Here is a 24936-nt window from a genome sequence, read left to right as displayed (position 1 = left end):
CAACGCATAGGAGATCGCCCATGACTGCCTTGACCACCCTCGACCTGCCGATCAGCGGAATGTCCTGCGCCAGCTGTGCCGGCCGAGTCGAACGCGCACTGGGCCAGGTGCCCGGCGTACGCAGCGCCAGCGTCAACCTGGCCAGCGAACAGGTGCGCATCGAGGCCGCCGATACACCGCTGAGCAGCTTGATCGGCGCGGTGCAACAGGCCGGCTACCAGGTTCCCGAACACACCCGCGAACTGAGCATCAGCGGCATGACCTGCGCCAGCTGTGCTGGCCGGGTCGAGCGCGCTCTGGCGCAGGTACCAGGGGTGCGCAGCGCCAGCGTCAACCTGGCCAGCGAGCGTGCCCATCTGCAACTGCTCGCCAACACCGACCATGACGCGCTGATCCGCGCGGTCGAAGCTGCCGGCTACCAGGCGCACTGGCTTGACGACGCCGGCCCGGCCGACCTTGGCGAGCAGCACCTGCAACGCGAACGCTGGGCGGTCTGGCTGGCCCTCGCCCTGGCCCTGCCGCTGATGGCACCGATGGTCGTCGACTGGTTCGGCGGTCACTGGATGCTCCCGGCCTGGTTGCAGTTCGCCCTGGCCACCCCGGTGCAATTCATCCTCGGTGCACGCTTCTACCGTTCCGCCTATCAAGCCGTGCGCGCCCGCACCGGCAACATGGACCTGCTGGTCGCCCTGGGTACCAGCGCCGCCTATGGCATGAGCCTGTACCTGTGGTGGCAGGCACCGGCCGACGCCATGCCACACCTGTATTTCGAAGCGGCGGCGGTGGTGATCGCTCTGGTGCTGCTCGGAAAATACCTGGAAAGCCGCGCCAAACGGCAAACCACCAGCGCCATCCGCGCCCTCGAAGCACTGCGTCCAGAGCGCGCCCTGCGGGTTCGCGAGGACGTGGAAGAAGATGTACCGATCGCCGAGCTGCGTCTGGCCGACCTGATCGCCGTGAAACCCGGCGAGCGCTTCCCGGTCGACGGCGAAGTGCTGGAAGGCCAGAGCCATGCCGATGAAGCCCTGATCAGCGGCGAAAGCCTGCCGGTGCTGAAGGAACCGGGCTCGCGGGTTACCGCTGGTGCGATCAACGGCGAAGGGCGCCTGCTGGTGCGCACCACTGCACTGGGTGGCGAGACCGTGCTGGCGCGGATCATCCGTCTGGTCGAAGACGCCCAGGCCGCCAAGGCGCCGATCCAGAAACTGGTCGATAAGGTCAGCGCGGTGTTCGTCCCGGTGGTCATCGCCATCGCCCTGCTCACCCTGGCGGTCTGGCTGGCGCTCGGCGCCGGGCTGGAAACCGCGCTGCTGAATGCCGTGGCGGTGCTGGTGATCGCCTGTCCCTGCGCACTCGGCCTCGCGACGCCCACCGCGATCATGGCCGGCACCGGCGTGGCGGCCAAACACGGCATTCTGATCAAGGACGCCGAGGCCCTGGAGATCGCCCACGCGGTGACCTCGGTGGCGTTCGACAAGACCGGCACGCTGACCTCCGGCACGCCACGCATCGCCCATTTGCGCGCCCTGCTGGGCGGCGAGGACGAACTGCTGCAACAGGCCGGCGCGTTGCAACGCGGCAGCGAACACCCGCTGGCCAAGGCCGTGCTGGACGCCTGTGATGAGCGCAATTTGCCCGTCCCCGCCATCGCTGCCAGCCAGGCGCTGGCCGGTCGCGGCATCGCTGGCACGCTGGACGAGCGGCGCCTGGCCCTGGGCAATCGTCGCCTGCTGAGCGAAAGCGGCCTGCAGGCGGGCGACTTGGCGGATCTCGCCACCGCCTGGGAAGCCGAGGGGCGCACCTTGTCCTGGCTGATCGAACAAAGCCCACAGCCACGCGTGCTCGGCCTGTTCGCCTTCGGCGACACGCTCAAGCCGGGCGCCGCCGAAGCCGTGGCGCAGCTACAGGCGCGCGGCATCCGCACCCACCTGATCAGCGGCGACAACCGCGGCAGCGCGCAGGCGGTGGCCAGCACGCTGGGCATCAGCGATGTGCACGCCGAAGTGCTGCCGGCCGACAAAGCCGCCAACGTCGCCGCGCTGAAGGCGGCCGGCGGGGTGGTAGCGATGGTCGGCGACGGCATCAACGATGCCCCGGCACTGGCCGCCGCGGATGTCGGCATCGCCATGGGCGGCGGCACCGATGTGGCCATGCACGCCGCCGGCATCACCCTGATGCGCGGCGACCCGCGCCTGGTGCCGGCGGCCCTGGAGATCAGCCGGCGCACCTACGCGAAAATCCGCCAGAACCTGTTCTGGGCCTTTGTCTACAACCTGATCGGCATCCCGCTGGCCGCCAGCGGCCTGCTCGACCCGATGCTCGCCGGCGCGGCGATGGCCTTTTCCAGCGTCAGCGTGGTGAGCAATGCACTGCTGCTTAAACGCTGGAAGCCGTAAGGCGGACCAGAGTGTCGGCCGCTCAGGAACGCAGCGAACAGCCCATCGTTTGCCCCGCCGGCGTACTGCTGCGCGAGTACGCCCTACTCGCTAGTAGCCCGGATGCAATCCGGGGTGTGCCACTACGCTATTCCCGGATTGCATCCGGGCTAGCGATTCCAGGAGAGAGGCAATGAACATCGGCCAAGCCGCACAACGTAGCGGCCTCAGCGCAAAGATGATCCGCTACTACGAATCCATCGGCCTGCTGCCCGCCGCCGGACGTAGCGATAGCGGCTACCGCCAGTTCAACAGCCAGGAGCTGCACACCCTGGCCTTTATCAAGCGCTCGCGCGACCTGGGGTTTTCCCTGGAAGAGGTCGGCAAGCTGCTGCAGCTCTGGCAAGACCGCGAGCGCGCCAGCGCCGACGTCAAGGCGCTGGCGCGCGGGCACATCGACGAGCTGAACCGCAAGATCGCCGAGCTCAGCGGCCTGCGCGACACCCTGCAAGAGCTGGTCGAACACTGCCACGGCGACCACCGCCCAGATTGCCCGATCCTCAAGGATCTGGAGTCGAGCTGCTGCGCTGACCAGTGAGCAATCACCGCCCGCCACTGCACAGCTATGCTCGCTGAGCGCTACGCTCAGGCGGAATATCCGCCCTTATCGATACTGGAGAGCTGTCATGTCCGTTACCGCTGCAAGCCACGTCGTCACCACCACGCCAGGCCGCTATATCGGCCGCCTGTGCAAGCATTTCGCCCACAAGCTCGAGGTGCAGTATGACGAGCAGCAGGGAAGCATCGAATTCGCCTTCGGTCGGTGCCTGCTCAATGCCGAGGGCGACGGCCTGACCCTGCGTGTGGAAAGCGCCAACCACGAAGACCTGGAGAAATTGCAGCAGGTGGTCGCCCGCCATTTCGAACAGTTTGCCTGGCAGGAAGCCTTGCAGTTGGAGTGGCGCTGACAGCCGCGCATTGGTGCGGCAAGCGAGTTCGTCGGATGGGGCGGGCAACTAGCCGGAGCGCAACGATATCCCTCTTGGCGGCTCGTCCAATCCTTGGGTATCGCTGCGCTCCGACTGCGCGTCCCGACCCAACCTACAACAGCGGTGGGTGCGCGTAGGTCACTGCATCCATGGCGGTGGCGGTTCGACCTCGCGGTGCGGGGCGTCTTCGGCGGTGCGCATGGCTTCGCGGCGCTCCTGATCGCGCAGGGTGGCCTCGATTTCGCGCAGCACCGCGTCGATGTCGGCGGCCTCTTCCGGCTCGTCGAAAATCCCGGTCAACGGGCTTAACGGATGCAGTTTGCCTTCCTCGTACAGCGCCCACATTTCCTTGGCGTAACGAGTGTGCTTGAGCTCCGGAGCGAACTGGCCAAAGTACGCGGCCATGTTGCCGACATCGCGCTCGAGCATGCTGAACGCGTGGTTGTTGCCGGCCGCGTCGACGGCCTGCGGCAAGTCGATGATCACCGGTCCCTGCGGATCGAGCAGCACGTTGAACTCCGAGAGGTCGCCGTGCACCAGTCCGGCGCAGAGCATCAGGACGATCTGGCGAATCAGGAAGTCGTGATACTCGCGCGCCTGCTCGGCATCCAGCACCACATCGTTGAGGCGCGGGGCGGCGTCGCCGCTGTCATCGGCGATCATCTCCATGAGCAACACGCCGTCGAGGAAGTCGTAGGGCTTGGGCACTCGCACGCCCGCGCTGGCGAGCCGGAACAGGGCCGCCACTTCGGCGTTCTGCCAGGCGTCTTCCTGCTCTTTGCGACCGTATTTCGAGCCCTTGGCCATGGCTCGCGCCTGGCGGCTGTTGCGCACCTTGCGGCCTTCCTGGTACTCGGCGGCCTGGCGGAAGCTGCGTTTGTTGGCCTCTTTGTAGACTTTGGCGCAACGCAACTGGTTGCCGCAGCGAACGACATATACCGCGGCTTCCTTGCCGCTCATCAGCGGTCGCAACACCTCGTCGATAAGGCCATCTTCAATCAGTGGCTCAATGCGTTTTGGTGGCTTCATCGGGTGCTATCGCGGTCCTCGTATGCCGGAATTCATGGAGCCGCACGTTATACGGCAATCGCCGCGCAGCGCCCAGCCTCTCCTGCCGGACTGCATGACCGTCTAGCTAGCGGGGCGGCTCCATATCGGCCGGTGAAGTCAGTTCGATGCTTTCCGCCAGCGACTCTTCCAGGCGCTGCAAGCCACTGTCCCGAGCGGCGGCGTTGTCGGCATGCCGTTCGGCGATCAGGGCGAAGGTAGCTGCCACTTCGAGGAAAGCCAACACCACTTGCGGATCGAAGTGCGTGCCGCTGGCCGCGCTGACCTGCGCCGTCGCTTCATCCGCGCTGAGGCTAGGGCGATACGGATGACGACTGGTCAGCTCGTCGTAGCAGTCGGCCAGCGCCATCAAACGCGCCGCCAGGGGGATCTGCTCGCCGCGCAGACCTTCGGGGAAACCGCCGCCGTCCCAGCGCTCGTGATGGCTGTAGGCGATTTCCTTGGCCAGGGTCAGATAGCTCGCCGAGCCACCCAGCTTGCGTTCGGCGCGCTCGATGGCATCGCGGCCGGCGCGGGTGTGGCTGTGCATCAGTTCCAGATCGGCGCCCGCCAACGGCGCCGGGCTGAGCAGGATGCGGTCGGGAATCGCCAGTTTGCCGATGTCATGCAGCAGCGCCGACTTGCCGAGCAGGCCGATATATTCCTCGCTGAACGCCTCGGTCAGCGCCGGCACCTGGCGCGCCAGGGCGGCGGCGAGCACGCGCATGTACAGCTCGATGCGGGTCAGGTGCTGGCCGCACGGGTTGTCACGGGTATCGGCGAGCTGGGCCATCGCCTCCAGCGTGGCGTCATGCAGGTTCTGCAACTCGCGGGTGCGCCGCCTGACCTCCAGTTCCAGGTATTCGCTCTTGTCGCGCAGGTAGTCGGCGGCGGCTTTCAATTGCAGCTGCGCCCGCACCCGGGCGAGCAGGATCGGCGGGCTGATCGGCTTGGTGATGTAGTCGCTGGCGCCCAGATCGAAGCCGTGCTGCTCATCGGCGAGCTCGCTGCGCGCGGTCAGGAAGATCACCGGAATATCCTGCGTGGCGGGGTTGGCCTTGAGCCGCCGGCAGACTTCGTAGCCGTCCATGCCGGGCATCATCACATCGAGCAGGACCAGGTCCGGCTGCGGATGCAGCTCGGCGATGCGCAAGGCGTTGGCGCCACTGTTAGCGACCTTAACCCGGTAGTAATTGAGCAACAGCTCACTCATCAATTCGAGATTGTCGGGAACATCATCGACCACCAGGATCACTTCCTGTTCGGGGCGGTCCAACATGTCGCTCATGGCTGCATCCTCAATTGGCGGCGTTGCACGGCCACGTCGAGCGCCTGCAACGCCGTATCGAAATCATAGTTACGCACCGCCACCTCGATCCTCTCGAAGTCCTCGGCAAAGGCCACGCTGAGCAACCCGACCTGCTCAGCGAACAAGCGGCCGGCGCGTGGATCGTGCTCGGCCAGCAAACGCTGCAAGCGGGTGTTGAGCGTCGCCAACGCGTCTTCATCGACCTCCTGCACCGCTGCCGCTGGCAGTGTCGGCAATTGCGCGATGATCGCGGCCAGCAGCACCTGCAGGCTGGCATCCAGCGCGATGATTTGCGCCTCCAGGCGCGACGCCTCCTCGCCCTGGCAAATCGCTCGCTCCAGCTCAGCGGCGCTGGCCTGCAGCGCCTCGGCGCCGAGGCTTCCGGCGTGGCTTTTGAGATTGTGCACCAGCCGTTCGGCCACTTCGCGCTGATCGTCGGCCAACGCACGGCGCAGCTCGTCGGTAAACGGCGGATAGGCACCGGCAAAACTGCGCAGCAGCGACTCGTACAACTCGCGCCGCCCCAGCATGCGCTGCAGGCCGCGGACAATGTCGACCCCCGGCAACTGCCATAACTGCGCCAGCTCCGGCGCGCTGGACTCTGCAACGACGGACGGCAGCCAGTGCATCAAGGCCGCCCACAATCTTTCAGGTTCGATCGGCTTACTGATGTGATCGTTCATTCCCGCCTGCAGACAAAGCTGCCGTTCCTCCTCGCGGGCATTGGCGGTCATCGCCAGGACCGGCAGGTCGGCGAAGCGCGGCTCCTGACGCAGCAGCCGGGTGGTCGCCAGCCCGTCGAGCACCGGCATCTGCATGTCCATCAGCACCAGCGCGTAGGCTTCGCCGTCCTGGCCATGCAGACGCTCCAGCGCCTGCGCGCCGTTCTCGGCCACGTCGACTCGCAGACCCATCGCCTCCAGCAGGCCGCAGGCGACTTCCTGATTCAACGCACTGTCCTCCACCAGCAACACCCGTTGCCCGGAAAATTGCGGCGCCGGGCCCGCCGTCTCGACCAACGCCGCGCGCTCGGCCAGGCCGAATGGCAAGCGCGCCCAGAACAGGCTGCCCTGCCCTGGCTGGCTGTCCACTCCGACACTGCCACCCATGGCTTCGGCCAGCCGCTTGCAAATCGCCAGACCCAGACCGGTACCGCCGTACTTGCGGGTGGTCGAGCTGTCCGCCTGCTGGAACGAATCGAACAGACGGCTCTGCTGTTCGCGGCTCAGGCCGATGCCGGTATCACGCACGCCGAAGAACAGCTGCACGTTGCGCTCATCCTGGCGTTCGACGCGCACCAGCACGTTGATCTCGCCGCACTCGGTGAATTTCAGCGCATTGTTGGCGTAGTTGATGAGGATCTGCCCGAGGCGCAGCGGATCGCCATACAGCTGGCAAGGCACCTGCGGTTCGAGATCGAAGAGCAGTTGCAGGCCCTTTTCGCTGGCCCGCTGGCCAACCATGCTGACCAGATTCTCCAGGACCAGCCGCAGGTCGAAGGCGATGCGTTCGAGCGGCAGCTTGCCGGCCTCGATACGCGAGAAGTCGAGAATGTCGTTGAGCAAGCCGAGCAGATGCTGGCTGGCCAGCTGGATCTTCGCCACGTAGTCACGTTGGCGTGGCTTGAGGCCGCTGCCGAGGGCCAGATGGGTCATGCCGATGATCGCGTTCATCGGCGTGCGGATCTCATGGCTCATGTTGGCGAGGAAGTCGGCTTTGAGTTGCGCGGCGTCTTCGGCCAGTTCCTTGGCACGCTCCATGGCGGCCTCCGCTTCCTTGCGCGCGGTGATGTCGCGCCCGGCGCCCACCAGGCCGAGCAGCTGACCCTGGGCATCGTGATAAGTCGCGCGGACGGTGGCCAGCAGCGTCCGCCGCCCTCCTTCATCGCGCCACCACGATTCGCTTTCCACCGGTTGCCGGCTGGCCAGCGCATCGCGGTCGAGGTCGTCACGCCGGGAGGCCTCGGCCGGCGACAGCAGCTCGCTGTCGCGCTGGCCGAGCAATTCATCGCGCGGGCGGCCAACCAGTTGGGCGAAGGCATGGTTCACCCCGCGATAGCGGCCCTCGTTGTCCTTGAACCAGATCGGGTCGGGAATCGCGTTGATCAGCGCCTGCAAGGTGCTGCGCTGCTCCTGCGCCTCGGCTTCGGCGCGCCGCCGCTCGGTGATCTGCACCGCCAGCTGACGGTTCCACCAGACCACCACACCCAGCAACAGTAACAAGCCGAGGACGTACGGCCAGCCGATCTCCAGCAGATTGCGCCAGGTCGGCTCGCTGAGCGGCGGCAACCAGCGCGCTTCGATGACCTTGCGCTCGGCATCGCTGAGATCGGCCAAGGCCTGGTTGAACAGATCGGCCAACATCGGCCAATCGCGGCGCACGGCGAAGCGCACCTCGCCGCTAGCCAGGCCGCTTTCGCCAAGCACTTTGAGGTTGACCAGGTTATTGCGGCGAATCAGGTAGCTGACGGCGATCAGATCGCCGACATAGGCATCCGCCCGCCCGCCGGAAACCGCTCGCAGCGCGGCTTCGGTATCCTGGGTTTCGATCAGGAGGGCGCTCGGCACCTGACGGCGCAGTTGCTCCTGCAGAGCATAGCCACGCTCGATGGCCACACGCTTGCCGGCCAGATCTTCGAGAGTACGCAGGTCGGTGGTTTCATCGCGGCCGAAGATCAGACTGTTGCTGATCAGATAGGCATCGCTGAACAACATGTAGCGGGCGCGCTCCGGGGTCTGCGCCACCGAGGGCAATATATCCACCCGACCTTCGCGCAGGGCGGTCAGCGCCTGGTCCCAACTGTCGAAGTAGATTGGCTCGAAACGCAGGTCCAGACGCGCGCAGAGCATGGCCAGGTAGTCGGCGCTGATCCCCCAGTAGCGGCCGTTGCTGCCGATGATGTCGAACGGTGGCCAGCCCTTGCGATCCAGGCCGACCCGCAGCAGCGAATGACCGTCGCGCCAGGCTTGCTCCTGGGCGCTCAACGGCAAACGCTCCGCCGCCTGCAAGCTGCCCGCCCAGATTGCCAAAATCGCCATTGCCAGCCACAGCGTCCCTCTACTCATCGCGTCCATCCATCGTTGCCTGCAACCAAGCGTAGCCAGCCAACGAATAAGCCGCCGCCGGGCTTTGCCATGGCTATGTTCCGGTTACGTGTTGCATGGTCTCGCCCGGAACACTTGCGGCCAGCCTACTCTGACGTAGCTTTTTTGTAGGAGCGGATTTATCCGCGATAGCCGGCGCCGCGGATCGCGAATGAACTCGCTCCTACCAAGGCGCTGAAACCAGCTTTGGGGTGGGTCGGCTAACCCACCCGGAAACACCGAGTTTCGGCAGTCATCCGCGCCTGCAACGCCAACTGCAGCGCCTTGCTGTGGACTGGGCGAAAACTACCCAAGCAAACGCTCGCTTGGATTGCGCTTTCCAAATCCATTAGGCAGCATCCCTTGGCGACTGCTGGCACAGCACCTGCATCGCTGCAAGTCGCCCATTCACTGACGCTGAGGCCTCCATGCGCATTATCCAAGCCAGTCTGGAGCATCTGGACCTGCTCACTCCATTGTTCGTCCGCTACCGCGAGTTCTATGGCGAACTGGCCTTCCCCGAAGCCTCACGACGCTTTCTGGAAAAGCGCCTGCGGCGCAAGGAATCGGTCATCTATCTGGCCATGCCCGACGAAGACGACAAGCTGCTCGGCTTCTGTCAGCTGTACCCAAGTTTTTCGTCACTGTCGCTCAAGCGCGTGTGGATCCTCAACGACATCTATGTCGCCGAAGATGCGCGCCGCCAGCTAGTCGCCGACCGCCTGCTGGGGGCCGCCAAGAAGATGGCCAAAGAGACCAATGCCGTGCGCATGCGCGTCTCCAGCAAGAGTGACAACGAAGTCGCGCACCGGGTCTACGAGTCGATCGGATTCAAAGAAGACTCCGAATTCAAGAACTACGTGCTGCCGATCAACGGCGACTGACCGGCAACCGCTGGCCGAACGGGTGTCGCGATCATCCGCGCACCCGCCCGGCAATCAATATTCCGTTCTAAACCGGTCAGCGGCGGCGCAACCAACGCGCACGCCGTGCATCCAGGTAAATCCACGCCGCGTCCCAGGCCGCGCAATCGCCGGTGTTGCGCGGGTTGCAGCGCCATTGGCCACCGCCCTCGCCCTGGTTGCATGGCTCTGCCGGGGCAGGCTTCGTGCCGGCGCGCCATCCGGAAGATAAGTAACAGATTGCGACAAACTGAAGTTCCCCGGCGCATGTCGGACCGTATACTGGTTATCCGCTATGACATGCGCCGCCGCTGCGCGTATCTCTCCTGCTGCGCACCCTTACAGGCGTCTCATGGATTTCAATCTCATCGATCTAGTGCTCCACCTCGACACATACCTGAACCTGCTAGTCGCCAACTATGGCGCATGGATCTACGCGATCCTGTTCCTGGTGATCTTCTGCGAGACCGGCCTGGTGGTGATGCCCTTTCTGCCGGGCGACTCGCTGCTGTTCATCGCCGGTGCGGTGTGCGCCGGCGGCGGCATGGACCCGCTGCTCCTCGGCGGCCTGCTGATGCTCGCGGCGATCCTCGGCGACAGCACAAACTACGTGATCGGCCGCACAGCCGGCGAGCGACTGTTCCGTAACCCGAACTCGAAGATCTTCCGCCGCGATTACTTGCAGCGCACCCACGAGTTCTACGACCGCCACGGCGGCAAGACCGTGACCCTGGCGCGCTTTCTGCCCATCGTGCGGACCTTCGCGCCCTTCGTCGCCGGGGTCGGACAGATGCCCTATCCGCGCTTCTTCGCGTTCAGCGTGCTGGGCACGGTGTTCTGGGTGGGCGGTCTGGTAGCCCTCGGCTATTTCTTTGGCAATGTGCCATTCATCAAGCAGAACCTTTCGCTGATGGTGATCGCGGTCATCGGCCTGTCGCTGCTGCCGATGCTTGCCAGCGTCGTGCATCACCGCCTGCGCCGCCCTTCCCGGCCGGCTGACGCCAAGCAGGCCGGCTAAACCCCATGTGGTCGCTGCGCGCCTGGCGTCATCGACGCATCCTCGCCCGTCATCCACTCGATGCGCAGCGCTGGGCCGAGGTTCGTACTCGCCTGCCGATTCTCGATGGCCTCGATGCTCGCGAAGAATTGCGCCTGCAACAGCGCGCCGTCCTGTTTTTGCACAGCAAACAACTGAGCGCGCTACCGGGCGTCGAGCTGGACGACAGCGGGCGATTATTCCTCGCCGCTCAAGCCCAGCTGCCGTTGCTGCACTTGGCCGATCTCAATTGGTACGGTGGCTTCCATGAAATCGTCCTGTACCCGGATGACTTCGTCAGCCCACAACGCCACCGCGACGCCAGCGGTGTCGAGCACGAATACGACGACGCACGCAGCGGCGAGGCCTGGCAGCACGGCCCAGTGATCCTTGCCTGGCCCGGCGTGCAGAGCAGTGGTGATTGGGAAGGCTACAACCTGGTGATTCACGAGCTGGCGCACAAACTCGACATGCTCAACGGCGATGCCAACGGCTTGCCGCCGCTGCACAGCGACATGCGCATCAGCGACTGGGCCACAGCCATGCAGAGCGCCTACGACGACCTCAATGCCCAGCTCGATCGGGACGCAGATGCCGAAACACCGATCGACCCGTATGCTGCGGAAAACCCGGCGGAGTTCTTCGCCGTCACCAGCGAATATTTCTTCACCGCGCCCGATTTGCTGCAACAGGCCTATCCGGCGGTATACGCCCAACTCAAGGAGTTCTACCGCCAAGATCCGCTGGCTCGCCTGCAGCGTCTGCAGGTCGAACATCCCGATTACCGCCCAGCCGAATACGACTAACGATTGCGTGGTAACGGGCGGGGATTGTGCCTATAATCGCGCCCACTTTTTTGGCCCAACCATTGGGAGTCGCCCATGAGCTACAGCAAAGTCCCGGCCGGCAAAGACCTGCCGAACGACATCTACGTCGCCATCGAGATTCCGGCCAACCACGCGCCGATCAAATACGAAATCGACCACGACACCGACTGCCTGTTCGTCGATCGTTTCATGGCCACCCCGATGTTCTACCCGGCCAACTACGGTTTCATCCCGCACACCCTGGCTGACGACGGCGACCCGCTCGACGTCCTGGTCGTGACCCCGTACCCGGTGGCTCCTGGCTCGGTAATCCGCGCCCGTCCGATCGGCGTGCTGCACATGACCGACGAAGCCGGCGGCGACGCCAAGCTGATCGCCGTACCGCACGACAAGCTGACTCAGCTGTACGTCGACATCAAGGAATACACCGACCTGCCAGCCCTGCTGCTCGAGCAGATCAAGCACTTCTTCGAGAACTACAAAGATCTCGAGAAAGGCAAATGGGTCAAGGTCGAAGGCTGGGGCAACGCCGACGCGGCCCGCGCCGAAATTCTTAAGGCGGTCGCGGCTTACCAAAAATAAGCCCTAACCACCCCCTAAAAGCCGGCCACAAGCCGGCTTTTTTATTGCCTGAAAGCCGCATAAATAAAGGATTTCGCGCAACCATTAATCTCCGACCCACACTTTGACCCACACCTTGGCGCAGGTATGGAAAAGCTCGCGGTGATTTACCCTTGGGAAGATTCACCGTTTTTTCTGCGTTCGATTTGAAGAAGGGGTTCGGGGTCCGCTAGATGGCGTGCGGCCTACTGCAGCGACTCCCCCCCCTGGCGGTCGGCACGCGCCTTGGGGACCATTTCTGAGGTGCTCATCTTGATCCGCTCTGTCGCAGGCGACGTGCATCACTGGCACCCCGCTCCCGGAAAAAGGCGATCTAGGGCCTTCAGGCTCCTTGGCTGCTGGCGCTGGTGCTGCGGTCTGGATGGCTACGGATTGGTATAGAGCGGTCTGACTCCCACTCCGACGCGTGCTCCATTCCACTGCCGATTGGGCTAGGCGTCAACTACCGATCGCGCCGCTTCTGGCCGTTTGGCTGGCAATTTCGATCGCCCGCTATCGGCCAGAGGCGGACATTCAATCCTGACGTCCAGGCAGTGTTGTGTGGTTGGCCGCGCCTGGCCGTCGCATTACATCTGCGGCGGCCAGTTATGCGACTCGCCCTGGCAGTCTTTGCACCAGGCATACAGGGCGTCGTACATAACTAGACCGTGGCGCAGCATGTCGTGGTCATTGGCAAAGGTCTGCGACAGCCCCAGCGAGATGGCATACAGCCCTGCCGACTGAGGAGTGAGATCGAGCCTTGAGGTATCGGCACCGCGCACTATCTGCGCCAGTTGCTGCAAGGCCGGCTCATCCAGTCGGTACTTCTTCAAGAGCGCATCGAAGCTGCACAACTCGCCTTCATGAGTGAGCTCGACACCAGGGATATCGTAAGGCGTAGCGCCTTCCTCTCGCGCCAGACGCAGCACATCGCCACTCGGCACATAGAGAAACTCCGGCGCCATATCGATAAACCGGGCGATCAGCCAAGGGCAGGCGATCCGGTCGATCTTCGGACGTTCGCGGGTGATCCACTTCATGCAGCACCTCCTGCCTACCGGGATAGGCTCCGGGTGGGCTGGCCAGCGCCGTGCCAGCCAGCAAAACCATCGATCAAGTAGCGCGCATCCAGGCCCATGGCCTCTAGTGTGGCGGCGATGCCCTGGCTGATTTCATGCCCCTTGGCGCAATAGAGAATCACTGGCCTGTCCCGTGGAACCTGATCCTTCCAGGTGAAGACATCCGCGGGATCACGCCACAGTGCGTCGGGAATTTCTCTGGCATCGGCAAGTCGCACGCTGCTACGGCGCACATCCAGCAGGGTGAACGTCCGATCTGCTGCCTGCCATTCCGCCAGTTCGCATATCGAGATTCTGCTCATCCTCCACCTCTCAGTTTTGCAGCAGGTGTATCACCAGTCCGGCCAACGCACAGGCCGCCAGCACCTGGATGACGCCGCGTTTGAAGCGAAACAAAGCAACGGCCGCTGCCAGTGCAATCAGCGCCGACGGCCAGTCGAAAGTCCCCTCGAAGCCTTGCGGCCAGAGTACGTGGTAGCCGAAGAACAACGCCAGATTGAGGATCACTCCGACCACGGCGGCAGTGATAGCCGTCAGCGGCGCAGTGAACTTCAGTTCGTTGTGGGTCGACTCCACCAACGGGCCGCCCGCGAGAATGAACAGGAAGGACGGCAGGAAGGTGAACCAGGTGACCAGGCTGGCGGCTACGGCCCCGGCCAGGAAGGCTTGATCGGCACCGAACACCTGCTGCACATAGCCACCGACGAAACCGACAAAAGCCACCACCATGATCAGCGGCCCTGGTGTGGTCTCGCCCAGGGCCAGGCCGTCGATCATCTGTGTCGGGGTCAGCCAGCCGTAGTGGCCTACTGCGCCTTGGTAGACATAGGGCAGCACCGCATAGGCACCGCCGAAGGTCAGCAGCGCGGCCTTGGTAAAGAACCAGCTCATCTGGGTCAGAGTACCTTCCCAGCCGAACAGGGCGGTCAATAGACCCATGGGCAATGCCCACAGCGCCGCCCCTATCACTGCCAGCAACAGGAGGCGTGGCCAGCGAAAGCGTGCATGCTCCGGTGTCGGGGTGTCGTCATCGATCAGCGCCGGGCCGAAGGACTGCTTGGCCGCGCCGTGGCCACCACCGACGGTGAACTTCTGCGGGGCGAGTCGCCCACCGAAATAACCGATCACGGCGGCCCCCAGCACTATCAGTGGGAACGGCAGGTTCAAAGCGAAAATGGCGACGAAGGAGGCGGCGGCTATCGCCCATAGCCAGTTGTTCTTCAGCGCCCGCGAGCCGATGCGGTGGGCAGCCTGCACCACGATGGCGGTCACGGCGGGTTTGATCCCATAGAACAACCCAGCCACCACCGGCACATCCCCAAAAGCGATGTAGACCCATGACAGCGCGATCAGGATAAACAGCGAGGGCAGTACGAACAGCACCCCAGCAATCACCCCCCCCCAAGTACGGTGCATCAACCAGCCGATATAGGTGGCCAGTTGTTGGGCCTCCGGGCCGGGCAGCAACATGCAGTAGTTCAGGGCATGCAGAAATCGGCGCTCGGAGATCCAGCGCCGGCGCTCTACCAGCTCCTGGTGCATGATCGAGATTTGCCCGGCTGGGCCACCGAAGCTGATAAAGCCGAGTTTGAGCCAGAACAGAAAAGCCTGGAGCAAACTGACTGGCTCGGCACGCGGCAGATCCTGCTCTACAGGTGGCAGAGTGGTCTCATTCATTTGGGAACTCTTCTGTCACAAATGCCGCCAGCAGCCCATCGAAGATGGCGCAAGCAGCCGTCAGCAGGTGATCGTCGTTAGGGATGGTTTCGCGCAGCCCGGCCAGTACCCGCTCTATGCCGGAAGCCTCGGAGGGTTGAACACCACCGACATCCAGGTAATGCACCAGGGCAGCGATACGGCTGAGGCCTGACTCGGCCAGCCCAAAGCTGGCTTGCAGCGTTTCGAAGGTGACGCGGTTCCCTACGTGGCTGAAGGTCGCGCCGTCGAAATCGAAGCCCAGCGCGTCAGCGGGGCAATCACTTGGCGTGTCCAGCCAGAGGAACGTGGCATCCGGATCGATAAAGCGGCGGATCAACCAGGCACTGGCCAGCCGGTCGACCCATGGCCGCTTACGTGTAGCCCAGAAGCGACCTTGGTAGTCACTGCGGTCGAGACGTGCAATCGGATGATCATGGCTGCTCGGTTCATCCTGCGACAGCGCCCGGCTGATGGCTGTTTCCAGTGCTTTAAGGGCCATGTCGGTCTTTTGCCGAGCAGCAGCAGGGAAGAAATCGATGGCCTCCACCTGAGCATGCGCCTTACGCAGCTTGCGTACCTGCCTGGTGCTGGCGAGGGCGTTATCCGAATTCAGTTGAGCCTGGCACGCCTCGATCTCGACGCGCAGCTTGGCATAGTCCTCGCCACGGTCGAACAGCTCAATGAAGCGAGATCCTTGCGGATCATTGATTGGGAGCAAAAAGGCTGTGCCGTTGCTGCCCAAGATGTCGCGCTCGACGCTTTCCAGCGCCTCCCGGCAGGTGGGGTTGTCGGGTAGCAAATAGACGCCGTCGCGCAGTACCGCAGCACCACGGGCCTTGAGAGCGCGCCAGGCGCGCATGCGTTCCGTAGCGTTGGCGGTCGGCAGAGCGATGATCAGAGAGAGCCAGTTATCCATGTAGAAATAAATACATATAAAGTAGTAATCGCTACGCTATACCTGTACGGAACGATTGTGAAGCACTGTCAGCAAGGGCCCATTTATCGGATCCTGGCTAGGTTCCAATACCAATCAGATGACAGCTCATCAGACGTTCGACAACAACGATTCGGGGTGCCGCAGCAGCCTTCTACGATGAGCTGCTAAACCCCATAGGTGGCCCGTTACGCCTCGTGCTCATGACGAGCTGATCGAGCTCCGCCCTCAGGGATTGATGAATGGCCGCTATGGGCCACAGATGGCCGGTTAGCGACCATGTGCCGTGACTGATCCACCCTTGCTCTCCCTCAACACGGAGGACAAGCCATGAAATCCAGCGCCATCTACAACCATTGCCCTTGGAACAAGGGAAAGCTAGTCGGGCAGAAAGCCCCACTGCGGCTCAGAGATATTTGGGCCATCCGGGTAAGGCTCCAGATCGCGGAGAGAACCCGGGATCTTGCTCTATTCGACCTGGCGATCGACAGCAAGCTGCGAGCCGGCGACTTAACCAAGCTTCGTGTGCGGGACATAGCCCATGGAGATCATGTGTCGTCGCGAGCCATCGTGATGCAGCAGAAAACTCAGCGCCCAGTGCAATTTGAGATCACTGAGCAAACCCGGGCGGCTCTGGATGCCTGGATGCATCAGGCCCAGCTCCGCAGCGAGGACTGCCTATTTCCGAGCCGGCTGCACGGCTCAGATCATCTCTCCACCAGGCAATACGCTCGAATCGTCAAAACCTGGGTGACAGCCATTGGCCTTGATCCAGCCATGTATGGCACCCACACGCTGCGGCGTACGAAGGCATCACTGATCTATCGCAGAACGAAGAACCTGAGGGCAGTCCAACTCCTGCTCGGCCATACGAAGCTTGAAAGCACCGTCCGATACCTAGGAATTGAGGTCGATGACGCCTTGGAAATGGCGGAGCAGACCGAGGTCTGACCATGCATAGCGACGGTTAAAGCCAGACCGTCGCTATCCGGCCAGAAGCAGCCGGTTGCAAACGGCAGGTTCCGGCCAAGAAGCGCTGTTTTGCGTGGCGGTATTTTTTACGAAACGGATGGGCAATGCCATTGAGATGTGAGTCGGCGCGGAGGTCGCCAGGCGGAGTCTGGCCTGCATGGGGATGATCCTGGATTTTAGTAGTGCAACCCAAGCTGTTGCTCAAAACAGGCTTGTTCAATTTCTATCTGTTTGATTTATTACAAGTTTTTTTGATACCCAAGACTCCCCCTTTAATCGTTTACAGATACCAGCGGTATTCGCGCCCCCCGATCTCTTGCATAAAAGCCAAGTGGTCCTGGCGCTTGTTCTCGCAGTAGACATCGACAAACTCCGCACCCAAGCCCTCACGCAGTTGTGGCTGGCGTTGCATGGCACGCACCGCGTCGAACATGTCCAGGGGGAAGTCGATTCCGCTGCCATGGCCTTCATGCAGCGGCGCGATCGGCTCGCGCTGCTGCTCCAGACCCTGCTCCATCCCACAGAGGATGGCCGCCAGCACTAGATAAGGGTTGGCATCGGCACTGGCCAGGCGATGCTCGATGCGCAGGTTATGCGGGTCCGACTCGGGAACCCGCACGCAGGCATTGCGATCCTCGAAGCCCCAATTGACCCACACCGCACCGCCATAGCGACGCAAGGCATTCTGGTTCGGCGCGAAGATCGGCATGCAATGGGGCCGCAGCTCCAGGCAACCGGCCACCGCATGGCGCAATGCTTGCTGCTGGTCAGCCGCCAACAAGTTATTACCCGCCGCATCGTAGAGGCTGACATGCACGTGCATGCCGCTGCCCGCGTGCTGCAAGTAAGGCTTCGCCATAAAGCTGGCGCGGTAGCCGTGCTTGAGGGCCACTCCTCGGGTGCTGCGGCAAAACAGGGCGGCCCAATCGGCTGCACGCAAGCCGTCAGCGAGGTGACCGAAATTGATCTCGAACTGACCAGGGCCGCGTTCGGCGGTGATCACCGTGGCGTCGATGCCTTGCGCCCGTGCTGCCTCGACCATTTCATCGAGCACCGGGGAGAAGCGCGACAGCCGTTCGATGTGCATATTCGGCTGATCGTCCGCATCGCCCGTCAGCGGATCGCGGGGGAACTGCGGCCGGCCATTGAGCAGCTGCTTATCGAAGAGGTAGAACTCCAGCTCGAAGGCCACCACCGGGTGGATGTCTTTGTCCCGTAGACGTGCCAGTACCTGCGCCAAGACTTCGCGGGGCTCGAAGGTGATCGGTGCCTCGGTACCATCCGAAGTGATCAGCATCTGCCCCAGCGGCTGCGCTTCCCAGCTCACCGGCTTCAGCGTGCTGGGCACTAAGCGGCGCCGGGCATCCGGGTCGCCGTCGTTGAAGCAATAGTTGCCAATTTTGAACATTCCACCCTGCACGCCCAGCAACACGCAGTTCTGCGGCAGTTTGAGGACGCTGCCCGCGGCTACCTTCTCGAGCATCTCGACTGGATAGCGCTTGCCATAAAAATGCCCAGGAATGTCCAGGGAAATCAGGTCGACGTAACGCACCTGCGGGTGTTGCGCGCGGAAGGCGCGGACTTCAGCCAGCAGGTCAGAGCAGACGGCGCCCATGGTAGTTATTACTCCTTTGATCTTTATTCGAGTGAGTAGATGAGAACCCAGAACACTCAGCGGTGTGGTTTTCATAGCGCCAGTGAGCGGGAAACGGTCGCTGACGCCGAGCCAGGGCGGCTAGTTCTCACCCTCGAGCGATAGGCATTCCGCCCTCCGGCCCCAGCCGTTCTGCACCGATCTGTCGTTCACTCACCTCGTTGGCGAGTGCTCGCCTCGCGGTGGAAGAGCACGACCGCTGCGCGTAGCTTGCTGCCACCGAACACGCGCATGCGCTGAAACTGCCCATGGCTCACGGGCACGTTCTGGCAGTCCAGTGCCTGTCTGTGGCGGCTATGGTCGATGTCCGGATCGTGCAGGTAGACGAAGTCCTCATCGCAGCCGGTGACTAGGACCCAATGGGGAGCCTTGGTGCGAGTGAGCCGGTAGTTGCTGATCAGCACCAGCGGCTGGCCGCCTGCGGCGAGGAGCTGGGGCATGTCGAAGGGGCTGCTGGACAGCTGTTCCACATCACTGCGCTGCAGTTCCGCGCAGAACGCCTCGTGCACCAGACGCATAACGTCTCGCTTGCTTTCGCGGCGCACGCCATTGAGAAACAGTGGCCCTTGGATGCTGACCTGCAGACGCACCCGGAATCCCCGGCGAAACGCGGCCAGGGCCAAGCCCTGAGGGCTGCAGCCGCCGTGTCCGGAGGTCATGAAGATGGTTGTCGCCTCCCGCCAGAGCTGCACTTCTTCGAGACGACCCAGGAAGCGCCCCGGCTGGAGGGCTGCCATGGCCATCATCAGGCAGGCGGGACCGCAGGTGAATTCAGTGGTTTGCTGGTAGTACGGCACGAGGCGCGAATCATCGAGCTGCCGCTCGATGATTCGCTTCTCGTAGCGCAGCGCCTGCGCGTGGTCTTCGTAGTAGTCGTCGACCTGGGCGAAGCGCCGATAGCCCGCGCCTTCATAGAGATGGATCGCCGCCGCGTTGTCCGTGCGCACCTCCAGGCGGAGGTAGGCACAGTCGTGGTCGCGCGCCTTCTGCTCGGCCTCGGCTAACAGGCGTTTGCCCAGGCCATGGCCGCGGGCATCAGGGGCGATGGCGATGGAATAGAGCCGCGCCAGTGATGTGCCACGGTGGAACAGCAACAGCGCGTAACCCATTACCCGGCCCTGGTACTGCGCCACGATCAGGCTTGCGTGGGCGCGCTTGATCATCCACTGGAAGCTGCGGGGCGACAGTCGGTCGTGCTCGAAACACTGGTTTTCCAGGGCGAGCAGCGACGCGAGATCTTCGGCGACGGCATTGCGAAACAAGAATTCCATGAACAAATTTCGACCGTTGTGATGGGCGTTCCGAGGAGTGATCAGCGTTTCGCTGGCTTGTCGCTCGCCCGCTTCAAGGTCCTCGTGCCCTCGGCCGGCTGACCGAGGGGCTCCGACTTGAGGCGGCGATCGAAGTAGTTGATGGCGAAGGCAAACAGCAGGATGGCAATCAGCACGCAAAGGCCAATGTGCACGGGTTCCATGGTTGATCCTCGGGAGCGATTAAATGGCGCTGGGGCTATCCAGCATGGTTTGCAGCTCAGACGGCAGAGTCAGGCCCTGGACCCCGGCGCGGAAGCACCGAGCAAGCGACGCAGGACCACCAGCATCAGCCCGGACAGCGCCGCCAGGGAGGCGACGAACAGCGGATAGGACACCCACCAGGGGATGGCCTGGGTCACCGCGCTGAACTCGGACATGCCGCCAATACCGGCGATCAGGTTCAGCGGCAGGAACACCACGTTGATCAGGGTGAGCTTGCGCAGCATTTCATTCATGTTGGCGTTCAGCAGATTGCCGCGCGCATCCATCAGCCCCGACAGCACCGAGGCATAGATTTCGGCCTGGCGGATGCACTGCTCGTTCTCGATGATCAGGTCGTCGAGCAGCGCCAGCGCCTCCGGCGGGAATTTCAGCCGCTCGCCTTGATCACGCAGCCGGCCCAGTACCGCACCATTGCTCTGGATGGCGTTCAGGTAGTAGATCAGGCTCTCGCTGAGGCCGAACATCTGCAGCAGATGCCGGTTGTGCAGGGTTTGGTTGAAGCGCTGCTGCAACTCGCGAGCGACCAGTTTGATGACCTTGAGGTGGCCCTGATAGTGATGAATGTTGCTCAGAAGCACTGCCAGCAGAATATCCAGCGGGCGATGCAAGTCGCGGCGCACGTGCAGGTCGCCGAGCAGGGAGTCGGCGTTGGAGATCAGAACTAGCTGGTTCGCGTTGAGCATCATGCCGAAGGACGAGACTTCGAAGGCGCAGCGCTCGTTGCCGGAGTAGCTTTCCGGGCGTTTCCAGATGAGGAACAGTGCCTCGGGAAGAAACTCGACGCGCGACACCTCGTCCGGATCCAGCGCCGAATCCAGGGTATGCGCATCCAGGCCGAAGCTGCGGCGCAGCCAGTCTCGTTCCTCGGCACTCGGTGCAATGCACAGTTGCAACGGGGCCGCATCGTCCTCGCAGGGCAGCAAGGCCCCGTCGTTCAGCAGGTAGCTCTGACGCATCTTGCCACCTCAGCGCGCGGCGCCACGTCGTTTGAGTTCGAGCCGGCGGACGAAGTCCTCCAGCACCTGCCGGTAAAGCTGGTCGCCCAGGTGGGCGTCCTCGATGCCGGCGTCGAGGTTGGGGTTGTCGTTCACCTCGATCACCTTGACGCTGCCGCCGACCTCTTTGAGGTCAACACCGTAGAGCCCATCGCCGATCAGGTTCGCGGTCTTCACCGCCAGATCCACCACCTCCTTGGGCGCATCCTCCACCGCTAGCGTGCGGCATTCGCCGATCACTTCAGTACCCTGGGCCTTGTGGTTAACGATCTGCCAGTGCCCCTTGGACATGAAGTACTGGCAGGCAAAGATCGGCTGGCGATTGAGCACGCCGATGCGCCAGTCGTACTCGGTGAACAGGAACTCCTGCGCCAGCAGCAGCACCGAGTGCTCGAACAACTCGCTACTGGCTGCGCGCAGCTGCTGCGGGTTTTCCACCTTGATCACGCCGCGTGAGAAGCAGCCGTCGGGAATCTTCAGGACCAGCGGAAAGCCCAGACGTTCGCCGACTTTGTCCAGTTCCTGGGGATTGTCACGGTAGAGGATCTCCGTGGCGGGCATGCTCAAGTCGTGGCTGCGCAGCAGGTCGGTGAGGTAGACCTTGTTGGTGCAGCGCAGGATCGAAGTCGGGTCGTCCATCACGATCAACCCCTCGCTCTCGGCCTTCTTGGCAAAGCGGTAGGTATGGTCGTCGACGCTGGTGGTTTCGCGAATCAGCAGCGCGTCGTATTCGGCCAGGCGTGAGTAGTCCTTCTTCTCGATCAGGTCGACGTCGACGCCCAGCATCTTGCCGACCCGTACGAAGTTCTCCAGAGCCTGAGCGTTGGAGGGCGGCAGCTCTTCCTCCGGGTTGTGCAGGATGGCCAGGTCGTAGCGCGTCACTTGGCGTGATTGCGGTGTACGCCAGACTTTGCGGCTGAAGCCATCGAGGGCTTGGGCAAATTGATCCTCCTGATTCTCGCGCAACTTGTGCAGTGAACCAGGGCGCAGACCAGCGATCTGCCAGCCGTCGCCTTTGCGGAAGTCGACCAGCAGGACCGGGCAGGGAAACGCCTCGAACAGCTGGCGAGCGATGTCCTGCAAGGGGGCCAGGTCGGTCTTGCCGAAGTACAGGCTGAGGGTGAAACCTTCGGTGTCGGCACACGGATGCTGCGCCAGCGCCTTCTCTAGCGATTTCTCCAGGTCGTCCAGCGCGAGGCCGTAGAGCGACTTGCGCGCCAGCTCGCTGACGGTGCGTATCGAGGGAATGACCCGGTGTCCGCGTGCTTCCGCCAGCAGCGAGCAGTAATAGCCGTGCCCCAGGTACTTGTAGTTGCGACACAGGTTGATCACTTGAGTCCGCTTGCCGCTCTCGCCACTGCGCGATTGCTCCAGGTACTCCTGCGCGGTGAGCATGTTTTCGCTGGGCAGGTAGGAGGACCAGTCCTCCCTGCGCTCGACGATGATCAGCACCTCGCTGGAGCCTTTCAACACCTCGGCGTTCTGTGCGATTGGCGGAAGCGCCTGCAGCTCACTGGTGAGGAGAGGATGGCAAAGATTGGCTTGTACCGAAGACATCTGTCTGACCTGTTCAGAAATTGACGTCCTCAATAAACCGCCAATTCCGGGAAATGTCTTCGCACTCTACGAAAGCTTTACGCCGGCGATTGGAAACCTTATGCCGACGCTTCACTGAAGCGCAGTTGTCGCCACCCGCCCAAGAATTTAGCAGTGGCTTAGACCTGGGTGCCAAACCTGACTGAGCCGATGGGGCAGAGCAAACGGATGGGTAACCACAGCGACGGCTGGACCTGCAACCGTCGCTATCGACCCCATTGCGTGGACTATCCCCGCTCCGGTAGACACTTCTGAGCGTCGACTGTTGGTTATTTGCACATCATCACCAGCGGCAGCTTCTGGCTGAATTCTGCCGTTGCTGACCGGCAAAGAACGGCCAGGAGTGGACTGTGGCTAACGTTCACGACCAACCTGCTATTCATCTGCGAAAACTGAATACTGCTCGAACGCACTCGCGCCCCGTCACAGGTTGGGCCACTCACCCCGACGTGCATCAGTCCGATACACGGCAGGGCTGTCACGCAGTTAGGGCGCAACCCCGCATGGTTACGGGCACTTGTAACGTTCGGCTTCGGAGAGGTCTGGGCGATTGCAGTCGATACTGCCGCTACCACCGCCCGCGGGTACCGTAGTCCTTCTCGGCCTTGACCTGGCAGGGGGTTCTACCCCATTACCCCTCGCTGATAGGGATACGAAGGAATCGGCGCGCCCCGCCAGCGTTGACGGGGAACGCCTGGGAAGCGAGGACTAGTCGGTCAGGGTGCTCAGCTCGGCGCGCACCAGTTGGGGGATGGCGACCGGCTTGTTGCTGGCCCGATCCACATAGACGTAGACCACGTAGCCGAGCGCGGACACCTCGGTCTCGTCATTGCGAAAGATGCCGAGCTCGTAACGGGCGCTACTGGTGCCCAGGTGGGCGATACGCAGGCCCACGGTCACCTGATCGGGGAAGGTGATCGGCGAAAAGAACGTGCAGCTCGACTCGACGATCAGGCCGATGACCGGGCTGTTGTCGATGTCCAGGGTGCCCTGCTCGACCAGGAACTGGGTGATCGCCGAATCGAAGAACGAGTAGTAGACGACGTTCTGCACGTGGCCATAGGAGTCGTGGTCGCCCCAGCGCGTGCCGAGGGTGTAGGAGCGTCGGAAATTCTCCCGGCGTGGACGGTGGGCTTTGGTGCTCATAGTACTTCTCGGTAGATGGCGCGTACGTCGTCCAGCTGGACCTCGCGCGGGTTGTTGCCGAGCAGACGCTGCTGCTTCATCGCATCCAGCGCCAGGGCTTCGATATCGACCTCGCCGATGCCCACGTCGCGCAGGCGGGTCGGCAGCTTCAGCTCGCCGGCCAGGCCGCCCAGGTGATCGGCCAGGGCGCGGGCTTTGTCGTGGTCGCTGCCAGACACATTGGGCAGGACAATCTCGGCCAGTTGCGCATACAGCGGTGCCACCGCATCCAGATTGAAGCGCATCACCGGGCCTAGCACCAGGGCGTTGGACACCCCGTGCGGCACGTGGAAACGCGCGCCGAGCGGATAGGCCAGGGCATGCACGGCGGCCACCGGCGAGTTGGCGAACGCCATGCCGGCCAGGCAAGCGCCAAGTAGCATGCTTTCCCGCGCCACCATATCGGTGCCGTCGCGGCAGGCTTGGTGGATGCTGCCGGAGAGCAGGCGCAGCGCCTCACGCGCCAGGCAGTCGGAAATCGGGTTTTTCAGGTTTCGGCTGGTGTAGGCCTCGACCGCATGGACCATGGCGTCGATGCCGGTCGCCGCGGTGATATGCGCCGGCAGGCCGAGGGTCAGATCGGCATCCAGCACCGCCAGGTCGGGCAACAGGGTCGGCGAATAGACCACGTTCTTCTCGCCGGCACCGGTGGTGACCACCGACACCGAGGTCACCTCGGAGCCGGTGCCGGCAGTGGTCGGCACCAGGATCAGCGGCAGACGGGCGCCCTTGCTCTGGTTGATCCCGTAGATCTGCGACAACTCTTCGCCGCCGCGCACCAGCAAGGCCGCCAGCTTGGCTGCATCCAGCGAGCTGCCGCCGCCAAAACCGACCACGCAATCCGCGTCGCAGGCCTTGCCGGCTTCCACCGCGGCGAGGATCACCGACTCCGGTGGGTCAGCCTGCACGTCGGCGAACACCTCGACCGGGACGCCCGCTTCGGCAAAACCGGCCAGCACGGGCTCGAGCAGACCGGCAGCCACGACGCCCGCATCGGTCACCAGTAGCACCGAGCTGCCGCCCAGGCCACGCACCTGGGTGGCGAGGCGGGTGGCGGCACCGCGCTCGATGACCATCGAGCGGGTGGTATTGAATGCCATCGATAGCATTGGGAAGAGCC

The 24936-nt window shown here is 63.1% G+C and carries 22 protein-coding genes; 8 read left to right on the top strand and 14 right to left on the bottom strand.

Features of this window, described 5'->3' with window-relative positions; genetic code table 11:
• The first annotated feature begins 20 nt into the window (after positions 1 to 20).
• From NVV93_RS02920 to NVV93_RS02910, 3 genes are all read left to right on the top strand, one after another.
• The gene (locus NVV93_RS02920; RefSeq protein WP_258252967.1) at positions 21 to 2396 is read left to right on the top strand and encodes a heavy metal translocating P-type ATPase; all 2376 of its coding nucleotides are present in this window, start codon (positions 21 to 23) and stop codon (positions 2394 to 2396) included.
• A gap of 172 nt (positions 2397 to 2568) precedes the next feature.
• Complete coding sequence (cueR, locus tag NVV93_RS02915; RefSeq protein WP_258252966.1) at positions 2569 to 2973, top strand: Cu(I)-responsive transcriptional regulator; 405 nt, start codon at positions 2569 to 2571, stop codon at positions 2971 to 2973.
• Positions 2974 to 3061: 88 nt separating this feature from the next.
• Positions 3062 to 3343: a DUF2218 domain-containing protein gene (locus NVV93_RS02910; RefSeq protein ID WP_258252965.1), complete on the top strand. Its 282-nt coding sequence runs from the start codon at positions 3062 to 3064 to the stop codon at positions 3341 to 3343.
• A gap of 159 nt (positions 3344 to 3502) precedes the next feature.
• Here the strand turns inward: NVV93_RS02910 and NVV93_RS02905 are convergent, their stop codons facing one another.
• The 3 genes from NVV93_RS02905 to NVV93_RS02895 form a co-directional block, all read right to left on the bottom strand.
• On the bottom strand, positions 3503 to 4393 hold the full coding sequence (locus tag NVV93_RS02905; protein WP_258252964.1) for a PA4780 family RIO1-like protein kinase: 891 nt from the start codon (positions 4391 to 4393) through the stop codon (positions 3503 to 3505).
• A gap of 106 nt (positions 4394 to 4499) precedes the next feature.
• The gene (locus NVV93_RS02900; protein ID WP_258252963.1) at positions 4500 to 5699 is read right to left on the bottom strand and encodes a two-component system response regulator; all 1200 of its coding nucleotides are present in this window, start codon (positions 5697 to 5699) and stop codon (positions 4500 to 4502) included.
• Positions 5696 to 8785, bottom strand: coding sequence for an ATP-binding protein (locus tag NVV93_RS02895; RefSeq protein ID WP_258252962.1), 3090 nt, complete (start codon positions 8783 to 8785; stop codon positions 5696 to 5698). The genes NVV93_RS02900 and NVV93_RS02895 overlap by 4 nt, the downstream gene beginning before the upstream one ends.
• A 446-nt stretch (positions 8786 to 9231) precedes the next feature.
• Here NVV93_RS02895 and NVV93_RS02890 point away from each other — a divergent pair, with 446 nt between their 5' ends.
• The 4 genes from NVV93_RS02890 (at position 9232) to ppa (ending at position 12150) form a co-directional block, all read left to right on the top strand.
• On the top strand, positions 9232 to 9687 hold the full coding sequence (locus NVV93_RS02890) for a GNAT family N-acetyltransferase (protein ID WP_258252961.1): 456 nt from the start codon (positions 9232 to 9234) through the stop codon (positions 9685 to 9687).
• Between the two features lie 370 nt (positions 9688 to 10057).
• Positions 10058 to 10723, top strand: a complete 666-nt coding sequence (locus NVV93_RS02885; RefSeq protein ID WP_258252960.1) for a DedA family protein — start codon at positions 10058 to 10060, stop codon at positions 10721 to 10723.
• Positions 10724 to 10728: 5 nt separating this feature from the next.
• On the top strand, positions 10729 to 11547 hold the full coding sequence (locus NVV93_RS02880) for a zinc-dependent peptidase (RefSeq protein WP_258252959.1): 819 nt from the start codon (positions 10729 to 10731) through the stop codon (positions 11545 to 11547).
• A gap of 75 nt (positions 11548 to 11622) precedes the next feature.
• Positions 11623 to 12150 carry an inorganic diphosphatase gene (gene ppa / locus NVV93_RS02875; protein ID WP_258252958.1) on the top strand — a complete coding sequence of 176 codons (528 nt, stop codon included), beginning with the start codon at positions 11623 to 11625 and terminating at the stop codon, positions 12148 to 12150.
• A 605-nt stretch (positions 12151 to 12755) separates the two neighbouring features.
• Here the strand turns inward: ppa and NVV93_RS02870 are convergent.
• The 4 genes from NVV93_RS02870 to NVV93_RS02855 are packed head-to-tail and all read right to left on the bottom strand — an operon-like array spanning position 12756 to position 15861.
• A complete protein-coding gene (locus NVV93_RS02870) occupies positions 12756 to 13208 on the bottom strand; it encodes a chromate resistance protein ChrB domain-containing protein (protein ID WP_258252957.1) in 453 nt (150 codons plus the stop codon).
• A 14-nt stretch (positions 13209 to 13222) separates the two neighbouring features.
• Positions 13223 to 13549, bottom strand: coding sequence for a rhodanese-like domain-containing protein (locus NVV93_RS02865; protein WP_258252956.1), 327 nt, complete (start codon positions 13547 to 13549; stop codon positions 13223 to 13225).
• A gap of 10 nt (positions 13550 to 13559) precedes the next feature.
• Entirely contained in the window at positions 13560 to 14924 is a 1365-nt protein-coding gene (chrA, locus tag NVV93_RS02860) for a chromate efflux transporter (protein ID WP_258252955.1), read from the bottom strand.
• Positions 14917 to 15861, bottom strand: a complete 945-nt coding sequence (locus NVV93_RS02855; protein WP_258252954.1) for a chromate resistance protein — start codon at positions 15859 to 15861, stop codon at positions 14917 to 14919. Before NVV93_RS02855 ends, chrA begins: the two co-directional genes overlap by 8 nt.
• A gap of 348 nt (positions 15862 to 16209) precedes the next feature.
• Between NVV93_RS02855 and NVV93_RS02850 the strand changes: the two genes are divergently transcribed.
• Positions 16210 to 16830 carry a tyrosine-type recombinase/integrase gene (locus NVV93_RS02850; protein ID WP_258252953.1) on the top strand — a complete coding sequence of 207 codons (621 nt, stop codon included), beginning with the start codon at positions 16210 to 16212 and terminating at the stop codon, positions 16828 to 16830.
• 301 nt (positions 16831 to 17131) lie between these two features.
• Here the strand turns inward: NVV93_RS02850 and NVV93_RS02845 are convergent, their stop codons facing one another.
• The 7 genes from NVV93_RS02845 to NVV93_RS02815 all read right to left on the bottom strand — a co-directional run bounded on the left by NVV93_RS02845 (position 17132) and on the right by NVV93_RS02815 (position 24925).
• The gene (locus NVV93_RS02845) at positions 17132 to 18466 is read right to left on the bottom strand and encodes a glutamine synthetase family protein (RefSeq protein WP_258252952.1); all 1335 of its coding nucleotides are present in this window, start codon (positions 18464 to 18466) and stop codon (positions 17132 to 17134) included.
• Positions 18467 to 18654: 188 nt separating this feature from the next.
• Positions 18655 to 19776, bottom strand: coding sequence for a GNAT family N-acetyltransferase/peptidase C39 family protein (locus NVV93_RS02840; protein WP_258252951.1), 1122 nt, complete (start codon positions 19774 to 19776; stop codon positions 18655 to 18657).
• 41 nt (positions 19777 to 19817) lie between these two features.
• Positions 19818 to 19979, bottom strand: coding sequence for a hypothetical protein (locus NVV93_RS02835; RefSeq protein ID WP_258252950.1), 162 nt, complete (start codon positions 19977 to 19979; stop codon positions 19818 to 19820).
• A gap of 69 nt (positions 19980 to 20048) precedes the next feature.
• Positions 20049 to 20996 (bottom strand): magnesium transporter CorA family protein, encoded by a 948-nt coding sequence (locus NVV93_RS02830; RefSeq protein ID WP_258252949.1) that lies wholly within the window; start codon positions 20994 to 20996, stop codon positions 20049 to 20051.
• Between the two features lie 9 nt (positions 20997 to 21005).
• Positions 21006 to 22592 carry a RimK family protein gene (locus NVV93_RS02825; RefSeq protein WP_258252948.1) on the bottom strand — a complete coding sequence of 529 codons (1587 nt, stop codon included), beginning with the start codon at positions 22590 to 22592 and terminating at the stop codon, positions 21006 to 21008.
• 747 nt (positions 22593 to 23339) lie between these two features.
• On the bottom strand, positions 23340 to 23777 hold the full coding sequence (locus NVV93_RS02820; RefSeq protein ID WP_258252947.1) for a thioesterase family protein: 438 nt from the start codon (positions 23775 to 23777) through the stop codon (positions 23340 to 23342).
• Entirely contained in the window at positions 23774 to 24925 is a 1152-nt protein-coding gene (locus NVV93_RS02815) for an iron-containing alcohol dehydrogenase (protein ID WP_258252946.1), read from the bottom strand. Before NVV93_RS02815 ends, NVV93_RS02820 begins: the two co-directional genes overlap by 4 nt.
• Between the last annotated feature and the right edge of the window lie 11 nt (positions 24926 to 24936).

This window comes from Pseudomonas sp. LS44 (genome assembly GCF_024730785.1).
Classification (GTDB): domain Bacteria; phylum Pseudomonadota; class Gammaproteobacteria; order Pseudomonadales; family Pseudomonadaceae; genus Aquipseudomonas.
The sequence above is the reverse complement of the archived record's forward strand: the minus strand, read 5'-3'. Positions and strand labels throughout refer to the sequence as shown.